Consider the following 24,760-nt stretch of genomic DNA (forward strand, 5'->3'; position numbering starts at 1 on the left):
CTGCGCCACGGCAGCCGGCGCATCGCCGCCGCCGGCGCCGGCCAGGCCGCCGTCATCTACCTGCTGCTGCTGCTCGTCACGCTGCCTGTCTCCTACGTCTACACCCGCAACGACGGTCACGTCTCCGTCGCGGTGCTGGCCCAGCTCATGCTCGCCATCCTGGTGAGCTACCTCGGCGTGCGCTGGATCGTGCCGGTCGTCGTCGCGCGGCCGCTCGCCGCCGGGATCCGGCCCGGGCGGTACCGACTCTGGGGTCCGACCTACATCCGGCTGTGGGCGCTGAACCTGTTCCTCGCGATCGGACCGATGGCCGTCCTCAGCGGCTCCCCGCTCATGGCGGGCTACCTGCGGCTGCTCGGCGCCCGGCTGGGCCGGCGGACCGCGGTCGCCACCAGCTCGGTCGGCCTGCCCACGCTGCTCGACATCGGCGCGGACGCGTCGGTCGGCTACGGCGCGTCGATGCGGCCCTGGCGGGTCGAGGACGGCTGGGTCGTCGTCGCGCCGATCACGCTCGGCCAGGGCGCGTTCGTCGGCGCCAACGCGGTCCTGGAGCCGGGCTCGTCGGTCGGCGACCACGCGGCCCTCGGCGAGCAGTCGGTCCTCGAGGCCGGCGAGCGCGTGCCGCCCGGCGAGCGCTGGTCCGGCTCGCCGCCCGGCCCGGTCGACGCGCTGTCGCCGACCGTCGAGCTGCTGCTGCGCGCCCCGGGCCGGCCGCGCGGCTGGAAGGCCCGCCACCTCGCCGGTGCCGTCGCCGGGCTGGTCGGGCTGGAGCTCGGCGCGATCGCCATGGTCGTGCCCAGCGTGCTGCTGGTGTGGTGGGCGCTGCTGAACTTCGGGCTGCTCGCGGGGCTCCTGGCGACCGTGCCGGCCGGACCGGTGTACGTCATCACCACGTGTCTCGTCGTGGCGCTCGGCAAGCGCCTCGTGCTGCCCCACGTGCCGCCGGGCGTGCACCCGGCGCGCTCCGGGCTCGGCGTGCGCAAGTGGGTGACCGACAAGCTGCTGGAGTTCAGCCTGCTGTTCACCAACTCGCTGTACTCCACCCTCTACACCGTCCCGTGGCTGCGCCTGCTCGGCGCGCAGGTGGGCCGCGGCGCCGAGGTGTCCACCGCCGCGCACCTCGACCCGGACCTGCTCACGCTCGGCCCCGACAGCTTCGTCGCCGACATGGCCAGCGTCGGCGCGGCCACGTTCGCCAACGGCCGGATGGCGTTCCTGCCGACCTCCGTCGGGCGCCGCGCGTTCGTCGGCAACGCCGCGTTCGTGCCGGCCGGCACCCGCCTCGGCGACGACAGCCTGGTCGGCGTGCGCACCCTGCCGCCCGGCGAAGACGTGCCGTCCGGGACCTCGTGGCTCGGCTCGCCGCCGATGCACCTGCCGGTCCGGCAGAGCAGCGGCAGCTTCTCCGAGGCCGAGACGTTCCGCCCGCCGCCCCGGCTGGTCCGCCATCGGCTCGCCATCGAGTTCGCCCGGGTCACCGCGCCCGCCTCGCTGCTCGGCCTGAGCGTCTACGTGTACCTGTTCGTGCTGGCCGACCTGGCCCGCGGCCGCGGCCTGACCGTGCCGGCGCTCGTCTCGCCGTTCGTGGTGATGACCGCCGGGCTCGCCGTCATCGCCTACTGCGCGGCCACGAAGCGCGGCGTCATCGGTGCCTACAAGCCGCGGGTCGAGCCGCTGTGGAGCCCGTTCGTGCGGCGCACCGAGTTCGTCACCGGCCTGTACGAGGCGGCCGCCGTACCGGCCGGGCTCGGGATGCTCGTCGGCACGCCGTTCCTGCCGCCGGTGCTGCGCTGGTTCGGCGCCCGGATCGGCCGGCGCACCTGGATCGGCACCACCTACCTGACCGAGTTCGACCTCGTGGACATCGGTGACGACGCCTGCGTCGGCGCCGAGGTGTCCCTGCAGACCCACCTCTTCGAGGACCGCGTGATGAAGATGTCCGTCGTCACCGTCGGGGCCGGCGCCACCGTCGGCACCCGGGCCGTCGTGCTCTACGACGCGGTCGTCGGCCCCGAGGTCTCGCTCGGTTCGTTGTCCCTGCTCATGAAGGGCGAACACCTGACCGCCGGCAGCCGCTGGCGCGGCATCCCGGCCCAGGGCGTCCTCACTGATCTCGGTCGGGGGCCCATCGCCGCCAGACCCGGCTTAGCTGGTTTTGGTCGGGGCCTATCGGCTCAAGACCCGGCCTTTGTCCCTATTGGAGGATCGTGAACACCAAACTGCTCGTCAGCGACGCCGAGCACTTCCGGATCGACTACGAGATCAACCCCTACATGCACACCGAGGTCCAGCCGGACGTGGCGGCCGCCGCCGCGGAGCACTTCGCGATCGTCGCGGCCCACCTCACCGCCGGCCGGCGCGTCGAGTACGTGCCGTCCGCGCCCGAGTGTCCCGACATGGTGTTCACCGCGAACGCCGCGCTCGTGCGGGGCGACAAGGCCGTGCTCGGCTTCCCGCCGCCGGAGCGCAAGGCCGAGACGCCGTACTTCGCCGAGTGGCTCGCCGGCCAGCGCTACAAGGTGCTCGACGCCCCGTACCCGTTCAGCGGCCAGGGCGACGCCCTCGCCTGCGGCGACCTGCTGTTCGCCGGCCACGGCCAGCGCACCGACCGGCGCATGCACGCCTTCCTGGCCCGGGAGCTCGGCTATCGGGTGGTACCGCTGCAGACCGTCTCACCGCGCTGGTACGACCTCGACCTGGCCGTGGCCGTCGTCGCTCCGCCCGACGTCGTCGCCTACTGCCCGGCCGCCCTCGACCGGGCCAGCCGCGACCGCCTGCGCGACCTCAAGCTGGACCTCATCGAGGTGCACCGCGAGGAGGCGGCCCGCCTGGCGCTCAACCTGGTCAGCGACGGCACGACGGTCACCATGACCCGGGGCGCCCCCCGGCTGGCCGCCGAGCTGCGGGCCCGCGGGCTGCGGGTCGTCGAGCTCGCCACCACCGAGCTGGCCAAGGGCGGCGGTGGCGTCCGCTGTACGGCGCTGACGCTGGACAATCCGTGAGGAGCCGGGCGCTCGTCTACCGCGGGCCGGCCACCCTGCCGGGCTGTGCGGAGGCCGTCGCGGGGCTGCTGCGGGCCAGCCGCTGGGGCTTCGACGTGCAGTACGTCGGCCCGCGCGAGGAGTTGCCCGTGTCCGGCCTGGCCCTGGCCGGCGCGGCCGTCTACGCCCAACCGGGCGGCGGCGAGCTGTCGCGCGGCTACCGCCACCTGCGCCGCCATCGCGCGGCGATCCGCGACTACGTCCACGGCGGCGGTCGCTACCTCGGCTTCTGCCTGGGCGGCTACCTGGCCGGGGCGACGCCCGGCTTCGGCCTGCTCCCCGGCGACACCGACCAGTACATCGCCTCGCCCAGGGCGACCGTGGCCTCGACCGGCGACACGCTGGTCGAGGTCGCCTGGCGGGGCCGCCGCCGGACGCTCTATTTCCAGGACGGCCCGTACTTCTGGGTCCGCCCGAGCGCCGGCGCGACCGTCGTCGCCACCTATCCCAACGGCACCGCGGCGGCCATCGTCGCCCGCTTCGGTGCCGGCTGGGTCGGCGTCGTCGGCCCGCACCCGGAGGCCACCAGCGACTGGTTCAGTGACGCCGGCCTGCCGGCGTCGTTCGGCCAGGACCTCGGCCTCGACCTGGTCGACGCGGTGATGCGTCCGTGAAGTCGTCGTCCCGGCTCATCGGCGTCGATGCCGCCCGCGGCGTGGCGCTGCTCGGCATGATCACGCTGCACTCGCTGCTGGAGGAGACCCCGTCGGGCAACCCGACCTGGTCGTCGCACGCCTTCAGCGGCCGCGCCGCGGCGGCGTTCGCGCTGATGTCCGGCGTCGGCCTCACGCTCGCGACCGGCCGGCGGCAGGTGCCGCGCTCCGACGCGCGGGGCATGGCAGCCATGCTGGCCACGCGCGCCCTCGCCATCGGCGTCATCGGGCTGCTGGTGTCGGGGGCGGACACCGTCCTCGACTCGGTGATCCTGCCCTACTACGCCGTGGTGTTCCTGCTGGCGATACCACTGCTGCTCCTGCCGACCTGGGCGCTGTTCACGACCGGCGCACTGCTCGCCGGCGTGGTGCCGTTCGGCATGCACCTGCTGCTGCCGCACCTGGCCGAGCCGGCGCTGGGCAACCCGACGTTCGGCCGGCTCATCGACGACCCGCTCGCGCTGCTCGGTGAGCTGACGCTGACCGGGTACTACCCGGCGCCGGCCTGGCTGGCGTACATCTGCATCGGCCTGGCGGTCGGCCGACTCGACCTGTCCAGCCCGCGCGTGGCCGCCACGCTGGTGGCCGTCGGCGCGGTCCTGGCCGTGTGGGCCCATGCGATCACCACGGTGCTGCTGCACCTGGCCGGCGGTCTGACCGCCATCCGCGCGGCCCAGCCGGCGAGCGACCTGACCCCGGAGGAGACGACCTATCTGCTGAAATTCGGCGGCGACGGCTCGGCCCCGACATCGACGTGGTGGTGGATGGCGGTGGACGGCCCGCACACCGGCACGCCGGCGAACCTGGTGGGCACGATCGGCGCCACGCTCGCCGTGCTGGGCCTGCTGCTCCTGCTGACCACCACCCGGGCCCGCCTGCTGCTCGTCCCGTTGGCCGCCGCCGGCAGCATGACGCTGACGTTCTACTCGGTGCACGTGCTGTTCCTGAACTCGGACTTCGACACGTACTCGCCGGGCACCGGCTGCATCGTCCAGTTGGTCGCGGTGGTGCTGATCGCGATGGCGGTCCGGGCGACGGCGGGTCGCGGTCCGCTGGAGGCGCTGGTCGGCAGCCTGGCGCGGCGCGCCCGGGCCCTGGCGTTGCGCTCCGCCGCTCCGCAGGTTGTGGAGGGCGTGCCGGTCCTGCCCCGGGCCCGTCGCCCGGAGTCGGCCCCGCCGCGCGACTCGCGCCGGCCCGGTGGCGCGGTCCGGTTCTCCCGCCGCTCGATTCGTCACCGGCTCCGCGCCGGGGCGCCGGACTCCGGCGCTTTCGATCGGTCGACCGACCCGGCTCTGCCCGGGGATTCGGTCGATCGACCGACCGACGGTGCGTTACCCGGGCAGTCGGTCGGTCGACCGACCGGTAGGGCTTCGGGCGACGATTCGGTCGGTCCGCCGGCCGACAGGGCTTTGGGCGGGGATTCGGTCGGTCGACCGACCGACGGTGCGGACGGCGCGGAGCCCGGTGGGGGAGGCCGGTGAACCGGCGGCGGTTGTTGCTCGGCGCCGGTGGGGCCGGGGTGCTCGCCGCGCTCGGCGGCGGGGCCGCGTACGCGCTCGCCGGGCGGGATCGGCCGGTCGCCCTCGTGTACCGGGGGCCGGCCTCCTGCTCCGGCTGCTCCGAGGCCGTCGCCGCGCTGCTGGCCAGGATGCCGGCCGGGTACCGGGTGCAGTACTGCGGACCCGCCGAGCACCTGCCGCTTTCGGCGGAGACGCTCGCCGGGGCCGTCATCTACGCCCAGCCCGGCGGCGGTGAGGTCCGGCAGGCATGGCGGCGGCTGCGCAACGCCGCCGAGGACGTGCGGGCGTTCGTCAACCGCGGCGGGAGCTACCTCGGGTTCTGCCTCGGCGCGTACCTCGCCGCGAGCGGGCAGGGGTACGGGCTGCTCGACCGGGTCGCCGTCGAGGGCTACATCTACACCGCCGGCGCCACCGTCCGCGACACCGACGACGCCGTGGTCGGGGTGCGCTGGCGAGACCGCCCGCGGCACATGTTCTTCCAGGACGGCGCCGCGTTCCGCCTGCAGGCGGGCGCGCCGGCCACCGTGCTGGCGACCTACGACACCGGCGCGCCGGCCGCGATCGTGGCCACGTACGGGGCCGGCCGGGTCGGGTTGACCGGGCCACACCCGGAGGCCGACCGCTCGTGGTACTCCGACGCCGGGCTCACCAACCCCGACGGGATCCGCTTCGACCTGGGCCAGGACCTGATCGAAAGCACCATGCGCGCCTGAACTGCCGACTGCGGCGCCGGGGGCGCGTTCCGGATCACGCGGCAGCGCTCGTGGTCCGGGGCCGTGCCCCGACGCCGCTCAGCCGTTCCTTCCAGGGGGTCTGCCTGGCCCCCCACACAGGACAGCAGCTAGGGCACGGTCTTCTCGATCGCCGCCGGGCCCAGTTCCTCGAGCTCGCGCCGGCTGCGCTCGACGTACTTCGGCGTCGGGTCGTGGCCCTCCGCCACCGCCAGGTCCTCCGGATCCCAGGGTTGTTCGGCGCCGGTGCGGATCTTGTGCGTGCCGGACGCGTCGACGGTGCGCGCCGGCGCCGGGGTTCCGGAGATGATCGGGTCTTCGTCGGCCATGGTGTACCTCCCGGGGCTGCCGACAGCAAAACCAACCGGACCGTGGTACCCCGGCGGGGCGGGCACTAACGGGTCGGGTCCCAGCCGTCGGCGCCGGCCAGGAACGCGGCCGGGGTGAACGTGGCGGCCTGCTCGGCGGTCAGTTGCGGGCGGTCGGCGGTCACGGTGGCGCCGGTGCCGCGGTTGCGGTACTCGAAGTAGCGGGCGTCGCGCCAGGGCCACGTGCCGAAGTCGGCCCACGGCGCGGCCCTGATGTGGGCGTCGAGCACCGAGTCGCGGATCACGGTCTGGGCGACGGCGTTCGGGTCGTTGCTCGGGTGCCAGGGGCGACCCAGGTACACCGTGCCGGGCGCGGCGGTGCCGGTGAGGCGGCACTCGCTGAACAGGAAGCCGTACGGGTTCGACAGGCTCGTGCTGGCGGCGGTCACGTAGCCGTTGTTCGTGGCCGAGCCGCGGTCGAGGGAGTGCACGCGGCAGCGGTCGAGCACGGCGGTGGCCCGGCCGAAGATGAAGTCGACGTCGCCTTCGACATAGCATTTTCGCAGGTAGACGCGGTTGACGGTGGCCGCGTCGACGCTGTTGAGGTACAGCGTGTCCTGGTTGGCCAGGAAGCGCACGTTGTCGAAGACGACGCGGTCGGCCCGGGTGAGCACGGCGACGGCCTGGTGGCCGGTGAACTCGGGGTGCGCGGCCTCGTCGAACGTGTTGGCGAAGGTGAGGTTGCGCGCGCTGAAGCCGGCGCCGGAGATGGTGACCGACGCGCTGCCCGAGGTGCCCCAGGTGCCGCCCTCGGGCTTCGGGGTGCCGTTGGCGCGCTCGTCGCTGACGACCACCGCGGTCGGGTCCGGGCCCTGGCCGCGGAAGACGACGTTCTGCTTGTCGGCCGGGACGACGACCTGTCCGCGGTACACCCCCGGCTTGATCTTGATCGTGAACGTTTCACTGTTGCCGGCCGGGATCGCGTCGACGGCGGCCTGGATCGACGTGAGGTCGCCGGATCCGTCGGCGGCGACCGTCAGGTAGGGGCCGGGCCAGGCCCTGGCCGAGGCCGGCAGGGCGAGGCCGCCGAGCACTCCGGCCCCGGCCGCGAGCAGGGTTCTGCGCCGCATACGCGCGCTCCTCACCGTCAGGAAAGCCCTTTCCCCGCCGACCGTAGGGACTGCAACAAAGCATGTCAATGCCGCTACTGTGCCCTCATGGCGTTTGACGTTGCGCGGGCGCGGGCCGCCTACCCCGCGCTCGACGAGGGGTTCGTGCACTTCGACGGGGCCGCCGGCACGCTGGTCGCCGAGCCGGTCGCCCGGGCCGTGGCCGGCGTGCTGCGCGGCGCGGTCGCCAACCGCACCACCGCGTTCGCACCCGGCCGGCGGGCCATCCAGATCCTGGCCGACGCGCGGGCCGCCGTCGCCGACCTGGTCGGCGGCGAGCCCGGCGGCGTCGTGTTCGGCCCCAGCGCGACCGCGCTCACCTACACCGTCGCCCGCGGCCTGGCCCGCACCTGGCGGCCCGGTGACAACGTGGTGGTGTCGCGGCTCGACCACGACGCCAATGTCCGCCCGTGGGTGCAGCTCGCCGAGCAGACGGGCGTCCAGGTGCGCTGGGCCGAGTTCGAGCCCTCCACGGGTGTGCTGCCGATCCAGCAGTACCACGGGATCGTCGACGAACGCACCAGGCTCGTGGCGGTGACAGCGGCCAGCAACGCCATCGGCACCCGACCGGACGTCGCCGCCGTGGCGGCCGTCGCGCACGCCGCCGGCGCCGTGCTCTACGTCGACGGCGTCCACGCCACCCCGCACCTGCCGACCGACGTCGAGGCGCTCGGCGCCGACTTCTACGTCACCAGCGCCTACAAGTGGTCCGGCCCGCACCTGGCGGCCTGCGTCGCCGCCCCGGCCCGGTGGGAGGCGCTCGCCATGGACAAGCTGCGGCCGTCGCCCGACGACCCGCCGGAGCGCTTCGAGCTGGGCACCCCGAGCTGGGAGCTGCTGGCCGGGGTGACGGCCGCGGTGGACTTCCTGGCCGGCCTCGCGCCGGCGGCAACCGGCTCCCGCCGGGAGCGGCTCCTGGCGTCGCTGGCGGCCACCCACGAGTACTCGGCCGGGCTGTTCCGCCGCCTCGTCGCCGGCCTGCACGCCGTCCCCGGCGTGACGGTGCTCCCGGCGCCGCCGGACGGGTGCCCGACCGTCTCGTTCCGCGTCGGCGACCAGCACCCGGCCGACACCGCCGCGGCGCTCGGCGACAAGGGCATCTGCGTGTTCTCCGGCGACTACTACGCGTACGAGTACTTCCAGGCGATGGGCCTGCGCGACACCGGCGGCGGCGTGCGGGCGAGCATCTACCACTACACGACCGCCGAGGAGATCGACCGCCTCGTCGAGGCCGTGGCGGGGGTCGCCTGATGGACCGGCAGCGCCTGCTGTCCGGGGTTGCCGCCCGGCTGCGGGAGCTCGGCATCCCGGCCGGGTTCGGGCTCCTCGTGCCCTACCAGGACTTCTACGGCTCGTCGCCGGACGGCCTGACCGGCCTCGTCGTCCACCAGCCGGACGGCCCGGGGCGGATGCAGGTCACCGTGGTCGCCGCCCGGCGCACGGTGCCGCCCGGTGAGGGCGGGCTGTCGGCCGACGGCCGGGTGTGGGTCCGCGACGTCGACCTCGACTACGAGTTGGCGGGCGACGAGCTCGCGTTCGAGTTCACCACCCTCGACGAGGCGGGCGCCGGGCCGGTCTGGACGCCGCGGCAGCTGGCCCGCGACGAGGAGGCGGTGGTCGACGCGATCCGCCTCTGGCACGGCTTCCGGGACACGCTGCGCAGCACGCCCCCGGCGGCCGCGCCGGCCCGCCGGCGGGCCGGGTTCGTCAAGCAGGTCGCCGCCCGCCGGGCGGCGGCCGACGCCGCCCGGGTCCGGCTGGACGCCCAGATCGACCCCGGCCCCGACCCCGGCCTCGACCTCGACCTCGATCTCGACAAGGCCCGGCTGTGTTACCACTTCCCGCGGGACCGGCACGGCCGGTACGTCAGGAACGCCGTCGTCGCGCTGCACGACGTCGAGGGCGGCCCGCTCAGCAAGCGCGGGCCGTGGGTCGCCGCCCGGGCCGACGGTGACGAGCTCGTCGTCGCCGTCGAGGGGCTGATCGGGGCGAACCAGGACCATCGCTGGGACCGGCTGCCGTGGCTGTGGCGCGGGCTCGATGCGACCGCCGCCGAGCGGTGGCAGGTGGCCGACGCCGCCGACGCCCGGCCGGTCGTGGAGCTGCTGGAGCGCCACGAGCTGGCCGAGGCCCTCACGCTGTGCGGGGTCGACGTCGACGGCGACCTCGCCGCGCTGCTGGACGGCCACCCGATCGACTACCGGCACGCGCGGCACACCGACACCTGGGTCCGCACGCTGTACGAGCAGCTGCGCGACTGCGCGCCGTGGCGCCTGGCGACCGCGTGGCGGGTGGCCGCCGCCGGCAAGCCGATCCCGCTGTTCGGCCTGAAGGGCATGAATCACCAGGTCAAGCCGATGGTGGCGGTCGACGCCCCGGGCGGCGTGTGCCGCCTGACGATGCACTGGACCGGCAGCAACGCCCGGCTCACCCGGGCGCTCTGGGAGGTCCCGGCGGACCTGCGGGCCGCGCTGCTGTGACGAAGCTGGTCGCGGCCCTCATGTTCCTGGTGACGTTCGCCGTCGCCGCCGGCCTGTACAGCGTGGGCGCCCCGTGGTGGGCGGCCGCCCTGCTCGCGTTCGTGCTCGTCGGCGCCGGCGGGATCGCGGCCGGCCACCGCACCGGCGGCGCGGCGTTCGTCGTCGCCGGCGCCGCGGCCGGCCTCTACGGCCTGCACGACCTGCTGCCCGACCTGCCGCTGTGGATCGTCCTCGTCGGCGGCACGGTCGTCGAGGTCGCACTGGCCGTGCTGGTCTGGACGGCGGCCCGCCGGCTGCGCGGCCCGGCGGCCGGTCTGGCCCGCCGCCGGCTCGCGGTGCGGCACGGCTGGACGTTCCGCCCGCGGGCCACGGTCGCGCTGCCCGGCCCGATGACCGCGCCGCTGCTGAAGAACGTTCCCGGTGGTGCCGCCGACACACTCGGTACCGACGTGCTGGAAGGCACCGAGGGAGGCTTCCGCGTCCAGGTCTTCGACCGCCGCCGCCCGGGTGGCCGCCCGGCCGAGGGCGTGCAGACCGTCTGGTTCGTGCGGCTGCGCCGCCCGGCGTCACGGAGCGCCGCCAGCCCGCCGCCGGGCCTGCCGAACCGCTGGTGGACCGAGGGCCCGTACCTGTGCGCCGCCACCGACGGCCACGCCCCGCGCGGCGCCACCGCGGCCGAGATCGAGGAGACGCTCACCCGCCTGGTGGCGTTCGCCCGGGCGCTCGAGTCGGCAACGTAGACTGCACCGTCCGGTGTGGACGGTGGTGCGCGCCGACCCGCGCCCGCCGTTCACGCCGGCGTTCTGTCAGACTCACCGACCGTGAGGATTGCACGGTACGAAGGGCCGCGGGACGCGGTGCGGTGGCTGTTCGAGCTGGCCGACGACTCGGCCGCGCTGCTCGACGGCTACCTCGGCGAGGGCGTCGTGCTGGTCGCCCGCGACGGGGGCGAGCCGGTCGGCCACGCGCAGCTGGTCGGCGACGAGCTGACGAACATGGCGGTCGTCCCCGATCGGCGCGGCCAGGGGGTCGGCGCGGCCCTGGTGGCGGCCGTGGTGGAGCTGGCCCGGGCGGAGGGGGTGCGCACGCTGCGGGTCGGCACCGGCGCCGCGGACGTGGGCAACCTGCGCTTCTACCAGCGGCAGGGCTTCCGGATGCGCGCGATCGAGCGCGACGTCTTCACCCCGGCCAACGGTTACCCCGAGGGCATCCTGGTCGACGGCATCGAGCTGCGGGACCGGGTCTGGCTCGACTGCGAGCTGTAGCCGGCCCGCTCTCCGGCCGCGGCGTGACCGCGCGGCCGGAGCGCACGACCCGGGTCGGCGCGGCCGGTCAGTGCTTCGGGGCCTCGAAGACCAGCATCGCGTCGGCCGGGGGCGCGCCGTAGAGGCGGACCACCGTCTCCTCGTCGAAGCGGCGCTCGTCGGTCACGTTGATGAAGTCGCGGATCGCCGTGCCGGTGCAGTACGTGTCGGCCAGCGGCGCGCCCTTGCGGGCGAGGACGTCCGGCGCGTGGACCGTGCGGAAGTCGATGCTGTACCGCGCGAGCCCCGACGTGTTGGGAATCGAGCGGTGCAGGTGGGCGCCCGAGAACAGCAGCACCTGACCCGGGGCCGGCAGCACGACGAGCTCGTTCGGCGGGTTGTGGTCGGTGGCGCCCGGGCGGACCTGGGCCTCCTGCTGCACCGACGCCGCCGTGGACAGCCGGCCCACGTTGTTCGCGTAGTAGTCGAAGTCGCCCGAGTTGTTCGGCACCGGCGCGTTGAAGCGGTCCAGGTCGAACGACATCGCGTTGGTCTCGCGGACCGGGAACACCGGCAGCCACCAGTTCAGCTGCTGGTTCGGCGCCGAGTACCACACGTCGCGGTGCCACGGGAACGCGAACGCGACGCCCGTGGTGAGGTGGCCGACCGGGAACGCCGTGCGCGGCTTCGGCACGTCGTAGTGCGTCTCCGTGGCGTCGAAGCCCACCTCCTCGATGATGTTGCGGACCAGCTTCTTGGACCGCTCGTCGTGGATGAACCGGGGCTTCCAGGCGCCGAGGATCCTCGCCATCTCCTCGGGGCTGAAGTGCTCGTGGGCGTGCAACGGGTCGTGCGGCGCGAACAGGTCGGTGAGCTGCGCCCGCGCGTGCTCCACGAACTGGGCGACCGAAGGTAACCGGGTCATCACCAGCAGGTGTCCGTCGTAAAGCCGCTGCCGCAGCTCCTCGCCGGTTCCCTGCAGATCGACATGGACGGCCATGACGAGTCCTCCCGCATATGTCAGACGTTCCCCGGGCACCGTACTCCTGTTCGCCGACCCGGGTGGCGCGACCACGGAGATGATCGACGATGGCAATTCTTGGCAAGCGATTGTCGTGGCCTGACCGGCTTCGCTAGCGTCCCGTGCATATCCGCTAGCGGTGCGTGATGTCGAACGATCCCGCCAGATCCCGACCCCACCACAGGAGAAGCCATGCTCCGAAGAGCCTTGGTCGCCGTCGCCCTGTTGTTCACCGGTACCGTCGCGCTGCTGGGCGCGACGCCCGGTGCGGCCGGTGCCGCCTGCGGTACCACCAATGTCGCCCTAGGAAAGACGGCCACCGCGTCGTCGAACGAGAACGGCAGCCTCGTGCCCGCCAAGGCGGTCGACGGCGACGTGAACACCCGCTGGTCGAGCCAGTTCAGCGACCCGCAGTGGCTCCAGGTCGACCTCGGCGCCACGACCGACATCTGCCAGGTCGTCATCACCTGGCAGACCTCGTACGCGCGGGCGTTCAGCCTGGAGGTGTCGCCCACCGGCGCCGCCGGCAGCTGGACGCCGATCTACTCCACCACGACGAACACCGGCGGCACGCAGACGATCGCCGTGAGCGGGTCCGGCCGGTTCATCCGGATGTACGGCACCCAGCGCGCCACCCGCTACGGCTACTCCATCAAGGAGTTCGCGGTGTACAGCGGCGCCGTGGTGGAGTGCCCGCCGGTGAGCACCGACCTGGGGCCGAACGTCATCGTCTTCGACCCGTCGATGCCGGCCGCCACGATCCAGGCCCGCGCGAACCAGGTGTTCGCCGAGATGGAGTCCAACCAGTTCGGCTCGCAGCGCTACGCCCTGGCGTTCAAGCCCGGGACGTACAGCGGCATCAACGTCAACACCGGCTTCTACACGTCGGTGCTCGGCCTCGGCCGCAACGTCGACGACGTGACGATCAACGGTGACGTGACCGTCGACGCCGGCTGGTTCGGCGGCAACGCCACCCAGAACTTCTGGCGCTCGATCGAGAACCTGGCGATCGTGCCGAGCGTGGCGAACAACGGCGACCGCTGGGCGGTCGCGCAGGCGGCCCCGATGCGCCGGGTGCACATCCGCGGCAAGCTCAACCTCGCGCCCAACGGCTACGGCTGGGCGAGCGGCGGGTACATCGCCGACAGCGTGATCGACGGCAGCGTCGGCCCGTACTCGCAGCAGCAGTGGTACACCCGCGACAGCCAGATCGGCGGGTGGGTCAACGGCGTGTGGAACATGGTGTTCTCCGGCGTGCAGGGCGCACCGGCCGACTCGTTCCCGTCGCCGCGGTACACCACGCTCGCCACGACGCCGGTCATCCGGGAGAAGCCGTACCTCTACCTGAACGGCGACAGCTACAGCGTGCTGGTGCCGAACCTGCGCACGAACGCGGCCGGCACCACCTGGCAGGGCGGCTCGACGCCGGGCACGTCCATCCCGCTCACCAGCTTCTACGTCGTGCGCCCCGGCGCGAGCGCGGCCACCATCAACGCCGCGCTGGCGTGCGGCCGGCACCTGCTGTTCACCCCGGGCATCTACCACCTCGACCAGACGCTCAACGTCACCAACCCGGACACCGTCGTGCTCGGCATCGGCTACCCGACGCTGATCCCGGACAACGGCGTCGAGGCCATGCGGATCGCCGACGTCGACGGCGTGAAGGTGGCCGGCCTGCTCTTCGACGCCGGACCGGTCAACTCGCCGGCGCTGCTCACCGTCGGTACCGCCGGATCCACGGTCAGCCACAGCGCGAACCCGGTCACCATCCAGGACGCGTTCTTCCGCATCGGCGGGGCCGGCCCGGGCAAGGCGACGACCAGCCTGATCGTGAACAGTCGCAACACGATCATCGACCACATCTGGGCCTGGCGGGCCGACCACGGCTCGGGCGTCGGCTGGACGACGAACACCGCCGACCACGGCCTGATCGTCAACGGTGACGACGTCAGCGCCTACGGCCTGTTCGTCGAGCACTACCAGAAGGACCAGGTGATCTGGAACGGTCAGCGCGGCCGGACGATCTTCTTCCAGAACGAGATGCCGTACGACCCGCCGAGCCAGTCCGGCTGGCGGGTGGGTGCCCGCGGCTACGCGGCGTACAAGGTCGCCGACACGGTGACGGCGCACGAGGCGTGGGGGATGGGCAGCTACTGCAACTTCACCACCGATCCGTCGATCGTCGCCGAGCACGGCTTCGAGACGCCGGTGAACCCGAACGTGCGCTTCCACCACCTGATCACCGTGTCGCTCGGCGGCAAGGGGACGATCGCCCACGTCGTCAACGACACCGGCGGCCCGGCGCAGGGACAGCAGACGGTCCCGGTCGAGGTGGTCAGTTACCCGTAGGCACCGTTTGACAATGCCGAGATATCGACGTACAACTCTGTGAGAGCGCTCTCAGCAAGCTCGCCCGGGACGGCCGCCACCGTCCCGGGCGAGCCTTCCGCCGCCCTCGGAGAGGTTCGTTCACCATGCAGAAGCTTCGACGACGCCTGCTCGGCACGTGCGTCGCGCTCGGTGCGCTGATGGTCGGCCTGGCCGTCAACCACACCGCCGACGCGTCGATCCCACCCACGCCCTCCGGCTGGAGCCTGGTCTGGAGCGACGACTTCAACGGTGCCGCCGGCACCGGCGTCAACACCGGCAACTGGCTCTACGATCTCGGCACCAGCTACCCGGGCGGCGCGGCCAACTGGGGCACGGGCGAGATCGAGACCATGACCAACAGCACCCAGAACGTGTACCACGACGGCGCGGGCAACCTCGCCATCCGCCCGATCCGCGCCGCCAACGGCAGCTGGACCTCGGGCCGCATCGAGACGCAGCGCACCGACTTCCAGCCGCCCTCCGGCGGCAAGCTGCGCATCGAGGGCCGCATCCAGATGCCCAACGTGACCGGCGCCGCGGCCCAGGGCATCTGGCCGGCGTTCTGGACCCTGGGCGCGCCGTTCCGCGGCGTGTACACCAACTGGCCCAGCGTCGGCGAGATCGACATCATGGAGAACGTCAACGGCGCCAACACCGTGTGGGGCACGCTGCACTGCGGCGTCGCGCCCGGCGGGCCGTGCAACGAGTTCAACGGCCTCGGCGGCAGCCGCAGCCCGTGCCCCGGCTCGTCCTGCCAGTCCGCGTTCCACACCTACTCGATCGAGTGGGACCGGTCGATCTCGCCGCAGCAGCTGCGCTGGTACGTCGACGGCCAGCAGTACCACCAGGTGAGCCAGAACCAGGTGGACGCGACGACGTGGGCCAACGCGACGAACCACGGCTACTTCATCATCCTCAACGTCGCCATCGGCGGCAGCTGGCCCGGCGCCCCGACCGGCTCGACGGCCTCCGGCGTGCCGATGCTCGTCGACTACGTGGCCGTGTACTCCTCGGGCGGCGGCACCACCCAGCCCCCGACGTCGAACCCGCCCACCGGCGGCGGCCGGGACGCCTACTCGACCATCCAGGCGGAGAGCTTCAACGCCCAGAGCGGCACGCAGACCGAGACGTGCAGCGAGGGCGGCCAGGACGTGGGCTGGATCGCCAACGGCGACTGGCTGCAGTTCAACAACGTCAACTTCGGCACCAACCCCGCCCGCCAGTTCTCGGCGCGGGTCGCCTCCGGCGCCGCCGGCGGCGTGAGCGGCCTGGTCGAGGTACGCCTGGACAGCCGCAGCAACGCGCCGATCGGCAGCTTCGCGCTCGGCAACACGGGCGGCTGGCAGTCGTGGCGCACGGTGCCCGCCAACGTCTCCGCGGTCACCGGCACCCACACGGTGTTCCTGACCTTCACCAGCGGCCAGCCGGCCGACTACGTGAACGTCAACTGGCTGTCCTTCGGCCACTGACGTTCGCCAGGGTACGCCCGTCGCGCAGCACGTGGGGTGGTGGCGCGGCGGGCGCACCATGGATGGCGTGGAGAACATCGGGGGACTTCGCTTGAGGCCGTCCTGGCCCGAGGTGCTCGGGCTGCGGACGGCCGTCGTGCTCGCGACGGCCGCGACCGTCGGGGGCCTTGCCCTGCTTTTTCTGCCGTGGTTCGTGGCGGCGCCCGCCGCCCTGGTCGCCGGCGGGGCCGCAGCCTGGCTGGCGATCGACCGGATACCGCACGGGCGGCGGCGCCGGATCTGGCTGGCCCTGCGCGACGGCGGCGGCCCCACCGACGAGGTCTGGGCCGACCACGCCGCGATCGTGGACGCCTTCCGCGACACGGACCCGGCCCGCTACGAGCGCTGCCTGCGAGCGGCCGCCGCCGAGGGCAGCGTCCCCGCCTACCTCCGCCTCGCCGACCGGCTGACCCCGGACGAGCTGGCGCCCGTCCGCGCGCTCGCGCTGGCGAGCGGCCCGGCCGGCTTCGTGTTCGCGCTGGCCCGCCACTACGAGTCGCAGCGGCGGTACCTCGAGGCGCTCACGTTCGCGGAGGCCGTCCTCGACCGCGACCCGGACCACGCCCGGGCCGTGCTGCTGGCCGCCCGCATGCACGCGGCCCTGAACGACCCGGCCACGGCGATGGTGCTGTACAACCGGACGATCCTGCTCGACCCGAGCACGCTGGGCGCGTTCGACCGCCCGGGCCTCGCCGAGTACCTGTGGGAGGCCGGCTGCCCCGACGACGCCGAGCTGGTGCTCCGCGACCATCTCGCCGCCGGTCCGCACAGCTCGTTCCCGCTGGGCCGGCTGCTGGCCGCCCGCGGCCGCGAGGACGAGGCGGTCGCGATGGCGATCGCCCACTACGAGCGCTGGGCGAACGCGGCGCTCGCGGTCTCCGTGCACGAGCTGCTGCGCTGGCTGGGCCGCGACGAGGAGGCCGCCGCGTGGCCGGCACCCTACCGCCTCCGCCAGCGCCGCCCCTCGTCTTCGTCCTCGTCCCCGTCCGGCGGCCAGGCCTACGGCGACAGCCGGTGGGACGGCAGCAACCCCGACCCGTTCCGCCAGTTCACCGCCGAGAGCACGGACTGGAACCTCGGCGACTCCGGCAGCGGCAGCTAGTCCACGAGGGCCTGGGTGCCGAGCACGACGGCGAGCGCGAGCCGCTCGGCGTCCTCGGTGCCCGGCTCCGCGGTGTAGACCGTGATGCGCACGTCGTCCACGGCCACGACCAGCGTGTCGCAGTCGAGCGTGATCCGGCCGACCGCGGGGTGGTCGACGACCTTCCGCTTCGACGGGTCCGGCGGCGGGGCCGGGACGTCGGACTCCCACAGCTCGGCGAAGCGCGGGCTCTTGTCCGCCAGCTCGGCGACGAGCCGCCGCAGCGCCCGGTCGGCCGGATACCGCGAGGCGGTCAGCCGCAGGTCGGCGACGAGCCGCGCCTCGTGGTCGGCCTGCTCCGCCGGCGTGTGCACGACCCGGGTGCCCGGCCCGAGCAGGTTGCGCCACACGGCGTTGCGCTCGATCCCGCGCCACGCCGACGTCTCGCCCATGAGCGCGTCATACGGCGCGTTGGCGAGCAGCAGCGTCCACGTGGCGTCATACACCACCACCGGCGTGTGCCCGAGCCGGTCGAGCAGCCGGTGCACGCTGCGCGTGATGCGCGCCGGCACGACGTCGAGCCCGGGCGCGGCGTGGCCGGCCAGCCGGTAGAGCAGGTCGCGCTCCTGGTCGGCCAGCCGCAGGGCACGCGCGAGCGACTCGACGACCTGCGCCGAGGGCGCGGTCGCCCGCCCCTGCTCGAGCCGGGTCAGGTAGTCGGTCGAGATCCCGGCCAGCCCGGCGAGCTCCTCGCGCCGCAGCCCGGTCGCCCGGCGCCGCCGCCCGACCGGCAGCCCGACGGCCTCGGGTGCCACCCGGTCCCGCCAGCGCCGCACCGCCGGCCCGAACTCCCACGACTCCACGTCTTCAGTGTCCGCGGCGGCACCGCCGTTGTCCTGGCCCTGTGAGTCCTAGGAAAACGGGACGACTGCCTGCCGATCCGCCGCGCTCCCATGCTCGGAGCATGACCACGACACTGATCACCGGGGCCAACCGGGGCCTCGGCAGGGAAACCGCCCGCCAGCTCATCGCCGCTGGGCACACCGTCTACGTGGCGGCCCGCGACGAGGCGCGCGGCCGCGCGACCGCCGACGAGCTGGGCGCCCGCTTCGTCCACCTGGACGTCACCGACGACGCCTCGGTGGCCGCCGCGTTCGCCCGGCTCGACGCCGACGGCGGTCTGGACGTGCTCATCAACAACGCCGGCATCGCGCTGCTGGCCCTGAACGGCCCGGAGGCCCTGCGGGTCTTCGACACCAACGCCGTCTCGGTCGTCCGCGTCACCGAGGCGGCCCTGCCGCTGCTGCGCCGCTCGCCCAACCCGGTCGTCGTCAACGTCTCCAGCGCCCTGGGCTCGTTCGCGGCCAACCACGACCCGGCCCGCCCCGCGTCCCACGTGGCCGCGATCGTGTACGGCGCGAGCAAGGCGGCGGTGTCGATGCTCACCGTCCAGTACGCCAGGGCCGTCCCCGAGGTCAAGTTCAACGCGGTGGAGCCCGGCTACACGGCGACCGGGCTGGGCGGCCATGACAACAGCGCCGGCCGTCCGGTCGAGGTCAGCGCCGGCGTGATCGCCCGCCTGGCCACCATCGGCCCGGAGGGCCCGACCGGCACGTTCCAGGAGGACGCCGGCACCCTGCGCTGGTAAGCGAAGGCGGGCCGCCACGACCGAGCGTGGCGGCCCGCCGACGGTGGCGCGGTGAGGGGCGCCGGGGTCAGGTGCGGGCCGGCTCCTCCACGCGCGAGGCCGCGACCGGCGACGGCGTGCCGGGCGGCCGCCCGCGGCCGTGGCGGCCCGGCCACCAGGCCGCGTGTGACAGCAGGGTCATCGTGGCCGGCACCAGCAGCATCCGGACCACCGTCGCGTCCAGGACGATCGCGACCACCAGCCCGACGCCGATCTCCTTGATGGGCGCGAACCCGCCGACCAGGAACCCGGCGAACACGACCACCAGCAGGAGCGCGGCCGACGTGACGATGCGCCCGGTCTGCTGCAGCCCGGTGGCGACCGAGGCGCGCGCGTCGCCGGTCTCCAGGTACCGCTCGCGGATCCGGGCCAGCAGGAACACCTCGTAGTCGACCGACAGCCCGAACGCGATCGCCGCCACGAGCACCGGCACCGTCAGGTCCACCGCGTCGAGGCGCTCCGAGCCGAGCCACCCCGCCAGGTGACCCTGCTGGAACACCAGGACCACGACGCCCAGCGCGGCGCCGATGCTCAGGACGCTGGTCAGCACCGCCTTCAGCGGCAGCAGCACCGACCGGGTGAACGCGGCCAGCAGGGCGAACGTCGCCGCGAGCACGACCAGCGCCGCCCACGGCCCGTACGCGGCGAGCATCGCGCGGTAGTCCACCAGCCGCGCCGCGTCGCCCGCCACCAGCACCTCGAACGGCGCCGGCACCGCGCGCACCGCCTCCAGGGTGGCGCGGCCCTCCTCCGTCCACGGCTCGTGCCGGGGCGTCGCGCGCACGACGCTCACCGTCGCCGAGACCGGCACCACCTCGGCCGAGGCCACCCCGGGCACCGTCCGCACCCGGTCGGCGAAGGCGGCGAGCGCGGGGTCGCCGGCTCCCGTGCGGGCGACGGCCGCGATGACGTCCGGCCCGGTCAGCTCGGGGAAGTGGGCGGCCAGCGCGTCGTACTGCTGCCGCGTCTGCGTCGACGCCGGCAGCGCCCGGGCGTCACTGTTCGCCAGCCGCAGCTGCAGCGCCGGCACCGCCAGGGCGAGCATCGCGGCCGCCGTCACCAGCGTGGTGAGGACCGGCCGGCGCTGCACCGCCGCGGCGAGCCGCGCGAACAGCCCGCGGTCCGCCGCGGCCGGGGCCGGCCTGATCCGCCGGCCGGCGAGCGCCAGGATCGCCGGCAGCAGCGACAGCACGGCGAGCATGTTCACCAGCACCACGCCGGCGCCGGCGAGCCCCATCGAGCGCAGGAACGCGTCCGGGAACACCGCCAGCCCGAGCAGGCTCGCCGCCACGGTCAGCCCGGTGACCGCGATCGTGCGCCCGGCCCGCTCGACCGCCCGGCCCAGCGCCTCGGGGACCGACGCCGTGACCGCCCGCTCGGTGCGGAACCGGCTGATGAGCAGCAGCCCGTAGTCGACCGCCAGCCCGACGCTCAGCATCGTCACCACCTGAACGGCGTAGACGGAGACGTCCGTGAAGAGGCTGAACACCCGCAGCAGCCCGAAGGTGGCGGCGATCCCGGCCACCGCGACGACGAGCGGCATCGCCCCGGCGAGCAGCCCACCGAAGACCAGCACCAGCAGCACCAGCACGATCGGCAGCGTGATCAGCTCCGCCCGCTGCACGTCGGACTGGGCCTGCGCGCCGAACTCCATATTCGTCAGCGGCCCGCCGGCGACGCTCACCCGCTCGCGGTCGACGGACCGCAGCCGCTCCGCGACGGCGTCGGCCTGCGACGACGTGGCGTCGGGGGTGAGGACCACGTCGTGCAGCACGGCCCGGCCGTCACCGGACGGCAGTGCCGGCCCGACCTCGACGACGCCGGGCAGGCCGGCCGCGTCGGCCAGCGCGGCGGTGAGATCCGCGCCGACCGCGACCACGGTGAGGTGCTGCGGCTGGGGTCCGGCGGCCCCGTCGCGCAGCTCGATCGCCCGCTCGTTCTCACTGCCCGGCACGGTCGCCACATTGGCCGTGAGCTTCGCGAAGACCCCGGTGCCGAAGCCGAGGCCCACCCCGACGACGGCGACCCAGAAGACGATGACGAGCACCGGCCGGCGCACCGCCAGTTGCGTGAGTACCCGAAACATGCGGTCGATGCTCGTCCGAAGCCGCGCGCCGGACATCCCCGGCAGGAGCGGTCATTCCCCTAGCTCCTGAGAGTGAGGACCCCTAGCTCCCAAGAGGGAAACGAAACCTGCCGATAACGCGCGGCGCCTAGCCTGAGCCATGCCCGGTCCCCGGCGACGGTCGGTGCTGGTCTCGCTGCTCGCGGGGCGCCAGGCCGGCGGGTCGCAGCAGGTCATCCTCGACGAGCTGCGCGGCTGCATCCTCGGCGGCGAGGTGCCGCCCGGCAGCGGCATCCCGGTCGACGCCGTGGCGCGCGCGTTCGGCGTCAGCCGCATCCCGGTCCGGGAGGCGTTGATGACGCTCATCGGCGAGGGCCTCGTGGAGCACCGCCCCAATCTCGGCTACCGCGTCGCCCACCTCACCGCGCAGGAGTTCACCGAGGTGTACCTCGTGCGCGAGGCGCTGGAGACCGCCGCCCTGCGGGTCGCCGTCCAGCTCGCCACGGCCGAGGACGACCGCCGCGCCGCCGAGGCGCACGCCGCACTCGAGCGGGCCGTGGCGGCGAGCGACGCCCGGGGGTACCACCGCGAGAGCCGCCGCTTCCATCTGGCCCTGATCCGGCCGTCCCGGCTGCGCCGGCTCCTGCACATGCTGGGCACCGCGTGGAACCTGACCGAGCCGCTGCAGCCGATGACCCACCTCGGCCCCGCCGACCGGCGACGGCTGCACGAGGACCACGCCGGCATGCTCAAGGCGTTCACCGAGCGCGACGCCGACGCGCTCGCCGGGCTCTGCGCGGCCCACCACCACCGGCTCCAGTCCTGCATCGCGCGGCTGCCGAAGGACACCGGCCTGTTCAAGCCGGAAGATATACATTCGCGAACATCACCGTGAAACAGGTCGTTCCTAGCGTGTGACCATGGCGGACACAGTTTCGGACACGCACACGCACCAGGATCTGGTCGAGGCCGCCGGGATGCCGGTCGGCAGCGGCGCGGTGAAGCCGGAGTACGACCCGCGGCTCACCAACGAGGACCTCGCCCCGCTCAAGGAGCAGAAGTGGGGCGCGTACAACATCTTCGCCTTCTGGATGTCCGACGTGCACAGCGTCGGCGGCTACGTGACCGCCGGCTCCCTGTTCGCGCTGGGCCTCACCAGCTGGCAGGTGCTGGTCGCGCTGGTCGTCGGCATCACCATCGTCTACTTCTTCTGCAACCTGGTCGCCCGGCCCAGCCAGGTCACCGGCGTGCCGTACCCGGTGATCAACCGGGTGGCGTTCGGTGTGCTCGGCGCCAACGTGCCGGCCGTCATCCGCGGCGGCATCGCGGTCGCCTGGTACGGCATCCAGACGTACCTCGCCTCGGCCGCGCTCGACGTGGTGGTCCTGAAGCTGTGGCCGGGCCTGGCACCGTACGCCGACGTCGACCAGTACGGCTTCCTCGGGCTGCCGTTGCTCGGCTGGTGCTCGTACGCGCTGCTGTGGGTGCTGCAGGCCGCGGTGTTCTGGACCGGCATGGAGACCATCCGCAAGTTCATCGACTTCTGCGGCCCGGCCGTCTACGTGGTCATGATCGTGCTGGCCGGCTACCTGATCTACAAGGCCGGCTGGAGCCAGATCGACCTGAGCCTGGGCGAGGTGAAGTACAGCGGATGGGACGCCCTTCCGGTCATGCTCGGCGCCATCGCGCTGGTCGTGTCGTACTTCTCCGGCCCCATGCTGAACTTCGGCGACTTCTCCCGCTACGGCCGGTCGTTCAAGGCGGTGCGCACCGGCAACCTGCTCGGCCTGCCGGTCAACTTCCTGGCCTTCTCGATCCTCGTGGTGGTGACGTCGTCGCTGACGATCCCGGTGTTCGGCGAGCTCATCACCGACCCGGTCACGACCGTCGCGCGGATCGACAGCACGTTCGCGATCGTGCTCGGCGCGCTGACCTTCACCATCGCCACGATCGGCATCAACATCGTGGCCAACTTCATCTCGCCGGCGTTCGACTTCTCCAACGTCAGCCCGCAGCGCATCAGCTGGCGGGCCGGCGGCATGATCGCGGCGGTCGGCTCGGTGCTCATCACGCCCTGGAACCTGTACAACAACCCGGACGTCATCCACTACACGCTGGAGACGCTCGGCGCCTTCATCGGCCCGCTGTTCGGCGTCCTCATCGCCGACTACTACCTGATCCGCAAGCAGACCGTCGACGTCGACGCGATGTTCACGACGGATCCGCAGGGCCGCTACTTCTACCGCAAGGGCTACCACCCGCCGGCGATCATCGCCACGGCCGCCGGTGCGGTCATCGCCGTCGTCCCGGTGCTGTGGACCGGCGGCCCCGGCATGCACACCACCGCGCAGTACAGCTGGTTCATCGGCATGGCCCTGGGCTTCCTGGTGTACCTCGGCCTCATCCGCCGCCAGGCGGCCTGATGCGCATCCGGGTCGTCAACCCCAACACGACGGCCGCCATGACGGCCACGATCGAGCGCAGTGCCCGGGCCGTCGCCGGTCCGGGCACCGAGCTCGACGCGGTCACCTCGCCGGAGGGCCCGGCGTCCATCGAGAGCCACTACGACGAGGCGCTCAGCGTGCCCGGCGTGCTGCGCCGCATCGCGGAGGGCGAGCGCGACGGCGTCGACGGCTACGTCATCGCCTGCTTCGGCGACCCGGGCCTCGACGCGGCCCGGGAGGTCGCGGCCGGCCCGGTCGTCGGCATCGCCGAGGCGGCCATGCACGCCGCGACCCTCCTCGGCCGCGGGTTCAGCGTCGTCACCACGCTCGGGCGCACCCGCGGCCGGGCCTGGGACCTCGCCGCGCGGTACACGCCGCCGGGCGCCTGCCGCGGGGTCCACGCCTGCGAGATCCCGGTGCTCGACCTGGACGGCGACCCGGCCGTGGAGGACCGGGTCGCCGCCCTGGCGGACGCCGCGCTCGACCGCGACGGCTCCGACGTCGTCGTGCTCGGCTGCGCCGGGATGGCCGGGTTGTGCGCGCGGCTCACCGAGCGGCTCGGCGTCCCCGTCGTCGACGGCGTCGCCGCGGCCACCGTCCTCGTCGAGTCGCTCGTGACGCTGGGCCTGCGCACGTCCACCCGCGGCGAGTTCGCGCCGCCGCCCCCGAAGGCCTACCGGGTGTCGCCGGGGTTGTCGACGATGGCCGACGCCGTGTAGATGCGCTGTACGTGCAGCTCGCCCTTGTGGGTGACGTCCGGGTTGCCGTGCTCGTCGATGTTCGTGTGGTCGGCGATCGCCACCAGCCGTTCACCGATGAGCGCGTAGGTCTCCCGGTCGAAGAGCAGTTCCTCGCTGAGGTACCCCTCCAGGACCTGCCCCAGCCCGATCGCCGGCCGCCCGTCGATGTTCACGGCGTCCGGGTTGAGCAGCACGCCCTCGCGCCGGGCGAGCGCCCGGAACAGGGCCGCCTCGACCGCCGGCGGCAGCACGTACTGGCCGGGGATGCGGGGGAGGTCGACGCCGTAGTTGCGCGGCGTCCGGTCCCAGGCGAGCCACTTGTCGGCGGTGGTGAGCCGGGTCAGCTCGGCGTAGTCGAGCTGACCCCACGTCACGCCGTCGCCCTGCCGCTCGATGACCAGCCGGCCCTCCTCGGTGCGGGCCCAGACCTGCGCGTCGACCCGGTGCCAGTCGCGCCGCACCACGTCGCGGGCCACGTCGAGGCGCAGGTGCCCGTTCGGGTCGTCGCGCTCGATCTCCCGCGGGTTGCGCAGCTCCCGCGCCTCCTTGTACATGTACTGGTCGGGCCGCGGGTTCCGCCACGGCTTCTGGCCGGCCGCCCAGGCGGCGTTCGCCAGCACCTCGGCCGCGTTCGCCGGCTGCGGCTCGACGTCGCGCAGCTGGAGAAGCTGTTCCTGTCCCTGGCCTGACGGTATTTC

21 protein-coding genes and 1 pseudogene are annotated in these 24,760 nt (G+C 73.5%); 16 read left to right on the forward strand and 6 right to left on the reverse strand.

Annotation, left to right across the window (positions count from 1 at the left end; translation table 11 throughout):
* The 5 genes from ABZS66_RS46390 to ABZS66_RS46410 all read left to right on the forward strand — a co-directional run.
* The coding region (locus ABZS66_RS46390) for a Pls/PosA family non-ribosomal peptide synthetase (protein WP_354769436.1) at positions 1-2,211 on the forward strand (2,211 nt) is incomplete at its 5' end.
* The gene (locus tag ABZS66_RS46395; protein WP_354769437.1) at positions 2,208-3,002 is read left to right on the forward strand and encodes an arginine deiminase-related protein; all 795 of its coding nucleotides are present in this window, start codon (positions 2,208-2,210) and stop codon (positions 3,000-3,002) included. The genes ABZS66_RS46390 and ABZS66_RS46395, both read left to right, overlap by 4 nt.
* Entirely contained in the window at positions 2,999-3,655 is a 657-nt protein-coding gene (locus ABZS66_RS46400; RefSeq protein WP_354769438.1) for a BPL-N domain-containing protein, read from the forward strand. The genes ABZS66_RS46395 and ABZS66_RS46400 overlap by 4 nt, the downstream gene beginning before the upstream one ends.
* Positions 3,652-5,175, forward strand: coding sequence for a heparan-alpha-glucosaminide N-acetyltransferase domain-containing protein (locus tag ABZS66_RS46405; RefSeq protein ID WP_354769439.1), 1,524 nt, complete (start codon positions 3,652-3,654; stop codon positions 5,173-5,175). Before ABZS66_RS46400 ends, ABZS66_RS46405 begins: the two co-directional genes overlap by 4 nt.
* Positions 5,172-5,927: a BPL-N domain-containing protein gene (locus ABZS66_RS46410; protein WP_354769440.1), complete on the forward strand. Its 756-nt coding sequence runs from the start codon at positions 5,172-5,174 to the stop codon at positions 5,925-5,927. The genes ABZS66_RS46405 and ABZS66_RS46410 overlap by 4 nt, the downstream gene beginning before the upstream one ends.
* A gap of 128 nt (positions 5,928-6,055) precedes the next feature.
* On the opposite strand, the gene ABZS66_RS46415 is transcribed toward ABZS66_RS46410, so the two are convergent.
* Entirely contained in the window at positions 6,056-6,274 is a 219-nt protein-coding gene (locus tag ABZS66_RS46415) for a hypothetical protein (RefSeq protein WP_354769456.1), read from the reverse strand.
* A gap of 65 nt (positions 6,275-6,339) precedes the next feature.
* Entirely contained in the window at positions 6,340-7,383 is a 1,044-nt protein-coding gene (locus tag ABZS66_RS46420; RefSeq protein WP_354769441.1) for a pectinesterase family protein, read from the reverse strand.
* A gap of 87 nt (positions 7,384-7,470) precedes the next feature.
* On the opposite strand from ABZS66_RS46420, the gene ABZS66_RS46425 reads away from it, so the two are divergent.
* The 4 genes from ABZS66_RS46425 (at position 7,471) to ABZS66_RS46440 (ending at position 11,167) form a co-directional block, all read left to right on the forward strand.
* Complete coding sequence (locus ABZS66_RS46425; RefSeq protein WP_354769442.1) at positions 7,471-8,673, forward strand: cysteine desulfurase-like protein; 1,203 nt, start codon at positions 7,471-7,473, stop codon at positions 8,671-8,673.
* The gene (locus tag ABZS66_RS46430; protein ID WP_354769443.1) at positions 8,673-9,902 is read left to right on the forward strand and encodes a hypothetical protein; all 1,230 of its coding nucleotides are present in this window, start codon (positions 8,673-8,675) and stop codon (positions 9,900-9,902) included. Before ABZS66_RS46425 ends, ABZS66_RS46430 begins: the two co-directional genes overlap by 1 nt.
* Positions 9,899-10,642: a hypothetical protein gene (locus ABZS66_RS46435; protein ID WP_354769444.1), complete on the forward strand. Its 744-nt coding sequence runs from the start codon at positions 9,899-9,901 to the stop codon at positions 10,640-10,642. The genes ABZS66_RS46430 and ABZS66_RS46435 overlap by 4 nt, the downstream gene beginning before the upstream one ends.
* A gap of 81 nt (positions 10,643-10,723) precedes the next feature.
* A complete protein-coding gene (locus tag ABZS66_RS46440) occupies positions 10,724-11,167 on the forward strand; it encodes a GNAT family N-acetyltransferase (RefSeq protein ID WP_354769445.1) in 444 nt (147 codons plus the stop codon).
* Positions 11,168-11,234: 67 nt separating this feature from the next.
* On the opposite strand, the gene ABZS66_RS46445 is transcribed toward ABZS66_RS46440, so the two are convergent.
* Positions 11,235-12,146, reverse strand: a complete 912-nt coding sequence (locus ABZS66_RS46445) for a hypothetical protein (RefSeq protein WP_354769446.1) — start codon at positions 12,144-12,146, stop codon at positions 11,235-11,237.
* Positions 12,147-12,359: 213 nt separating this feature from the next.
* On the opposite strand from ABZS66_RS46445, the gene ABZS66_RS46450 reads away from it, so the two are divergent.
* From ABZS66_RS46450 to ABZS66_RS46460, 3 genes are all read left to right on the forward strand, one after another.
* Positions 12,360-14,516, forward strand: a complete 2,157-nt coding sequence (locus tag ABZS66_RS46450) for a discoidin domain-containing protein (protein ID WP_354769447.1) — start codon at positions 12,360-12,362, stop codon at positions 14,514-14,516.
* Between the two features lie 125 nt (positions 14,517-14,641).
* Entirely contained in the window at positions 14,642-16,006 is a 1,365-nt protein-coding gene (locus ABZS66_RS46455) for a carbohydrate-binding protein (protein ID WP_354769448.1), read from the forward strand.
* 67 nt (positions 16,007-16,073) lie between these two features.
* The gene (locus tag ABZS66_RS46460; RefSeq protein ID WP_354769449.1) at positions 16,074-17,147 is read left to right on the forward strand and encodes a tetratricopeptide repeat protein; all 1,074 of its coding nucleotides are present in this window, start codon (positions 16,074-16,076) and stop codon (positions 17,145-17,147) included.
* On the opposite strand, the gene ABZS66_RS46465 is transcribed toward ABZS66_RS46460, so the two are convergent.
* Positions 17,144-17,989: a helix-turn-helix transcriptional regulator gene (locus ABZS66_RS46465; RefSeq protein ID WP_354769450.1), complete on the reverse strand. Its 846-nt coding sequence runs from the start codon at positions 17,987-17,989 to the stop codon at positions 17,144-17,146. The two genes, ABZS66_RS46460 and ABZS66_RS46465, sit on opposite strands and share 4 nt — an antisense overlap.
* 101 nt (positions 17,990-18,090) lie before the next feature.
* On the opposite strand from ABZS66_RS46465, the gene ABZS66_RS46470 reads away from it, so the two are divergent.
* Entirely contained in the window at positions 18,091-18,774 is a 684-nt protein-coding gene (locus tag ABZS66_RS46470) for an SDR family NAD(P)-dependent oxidoreductase (RefSeq protein WP_354769451.1), read from the forward strand.
* Positions 18,775-18,841: 67 nt separating this feature from the next.
* On the opposite strand, the gene ABZS66_RS46475 is transcribed toward ABZS66_RS46470, so the two are convergent.
* Entirely contained in the window at positions 18,842-20,899 is a 2,058-nt protein-coding gene (locus tag ABZS66_RS46475) for an MMPL family transporter (protein ID WP_354769452.1), read from the reverse strand.
* A gap of 139 nt (positions 20,900-21,038) precedes the next feature.
* Between ABZS66_RS46475 and ABZS66_RS46480 the strand changes: the two genes are divergently transcribed.
* Genes ABZS66_RS46480 through ABZS66_RS46490 form a run of 3 tightly spaced genes read left to right on the forward strand, consistent with a single transcriptional unit; the run spans position 21,039 to position 24,041 of the window.
* Complete coding sequence (locus tag ABZS66_RS46480) at positions 21,039-21,773, forward strand: GntR family transcriptional regulator (RefSeq protein ID WP_354769453.1); 735 nt, start codon at positions 21,039-21,041, stop codon at positions 21,771-21,773.
* A gap of 25 nt (positions 21,774-21,798) precedes the next feature.
* Positions 21,799-23,301 (forward strand): NCS1 family nucleobase:cation symporter-1, encoded by a 1,503-nt coding sequence (locus ABZS66_RS46485; RefSeq protein ID WP_354769454.1) that lies wholly within the window; start codon positions 21,799-21,801, stop codon positions 23,299-23,301.
* Positions 23,301-24,041 (forward strand): aspartate/glutamate racemase family protein, encoded by a 741-nt coding sequence (locus ABZS66_RS46490; RefSeq protein ID WP_354769455.1) that lies wholly within the window; start codon positions 23,301-23,303, stop codon positions 24,039-24,041. The genes ABZS66_RS46485 and ABZS66_RS46490 overlap by 1 nt, the downstream gene beginning before the upstream one ends.
* Here the strand turns inward: ABZS66_RS46490 and ABZS66_RS46495 are convergent.
* Positions 23,996-24,760 (reverse strand): annotated as a pseudogene (locus tag ABZS66_RS46495) (hypothetical protein); the annotation flags it as partial. The gene ABZS66_RS46490 and the pseudogene ABZS66_RS46495 overlap by 46 nt on opposite strands.

Source organism: Dactylosporangium sp. NPDC005572, assembly GCF_040605515.1.
Classification (GTDB): domain Bacteria; phylum Actinomycetota; class Actinomycetes; order Mycobacteriales; family Micromonosporaceae; genus Dactylosporangium.

Bases quoted from the DNA above. Each gene is read 5' to 3' on its own strand.
- ABZS66_RS46425 (WP_354769442.1), top strand. From the start codon at position 7,471: ATGGCGTTTGACGTTGCGCGGGCGCGGGCCGCCTACCCCGCGCTCGAC.
- ABZS66_RS46490 (WP_354769455.1), top strand. From the start codon at position 23,301: ATGCGCATCCGGGTCGTCAACCCCAACACGACGGCCGCCATGACGGCC.
- ABZS66_RS46450 (WP_354769447.1), top strand. From the start codon at position 12,360: ATGCTCCGAAGAGCCTTGGTCGCCGTCGCCCTGTTGTTCACCGGTACC.
- ABZS66_RS46480 (WP_354769453.1), top strand. From the start codon at position 21,039: ATGCCCGGTCCCCGGCGACGGTCGGTGCTGGTCTCGCTGCTCGCGGGG.
- ABZS66_RS46420 (WP_354769441.1), bottom strand. From the start codon at position 7,383: ATGCGGCGCAGAACCCTGCTCGCGGCCGGGGCCGGAGTGCTCGGCGGC.
- ABZS66_RS46485 (WP_354769454.1), top strand. From the start codon at position 21,799: ATGGCGGACACAGTTTCGGACACGCACACGCACCAGGATCTGGTCGAG.
- ABZS66_RS46415 (WP_354769456.1), bottom strand. From the start codon at position 6,274: ATGGCCGACGAAGACCCGATCATCTCCGGAACCCCGGCGCCGGCGCGC.
- ABZS66_RS46430 (WP_354769443.1), top strand. From the start codon at position 8,673: ATGGACCGGCAGCGCCTGCTGTCCGGGGTTGCCGCCCGGCTGCGGGAG.
- ABZS66_RS46470 (WP_354769451.1), top strand. From the start codon at position 18,091: ATGACCACGACACTGATCACCGGGGCCAACCGGGGCCTCGGCAGGGAA.
- ABZS66_RS46475 (WP_354769452.1), bottom strand. From the start codon at position 20,899: ATGTTTCGGGTACTCACGCAACTGGCGGTGCGCCGGCCGGTGCTCGTC.
- ABZS66_RS46445 (WP_354769446.1), bottom strand. From the start codon at position 12,146: ATGGCCGTCCATGTCGATCTGCAGGGAACCGGCGAGGAGCTGCGGCAG.
- ABZS66_RS46455 (WP_354769448.1), top strand. From the start codon at position 14,642: ATGCAGAAGCTTCGACGACGCCTGCTCGGCACGTGCGTCGCGCTCGGT.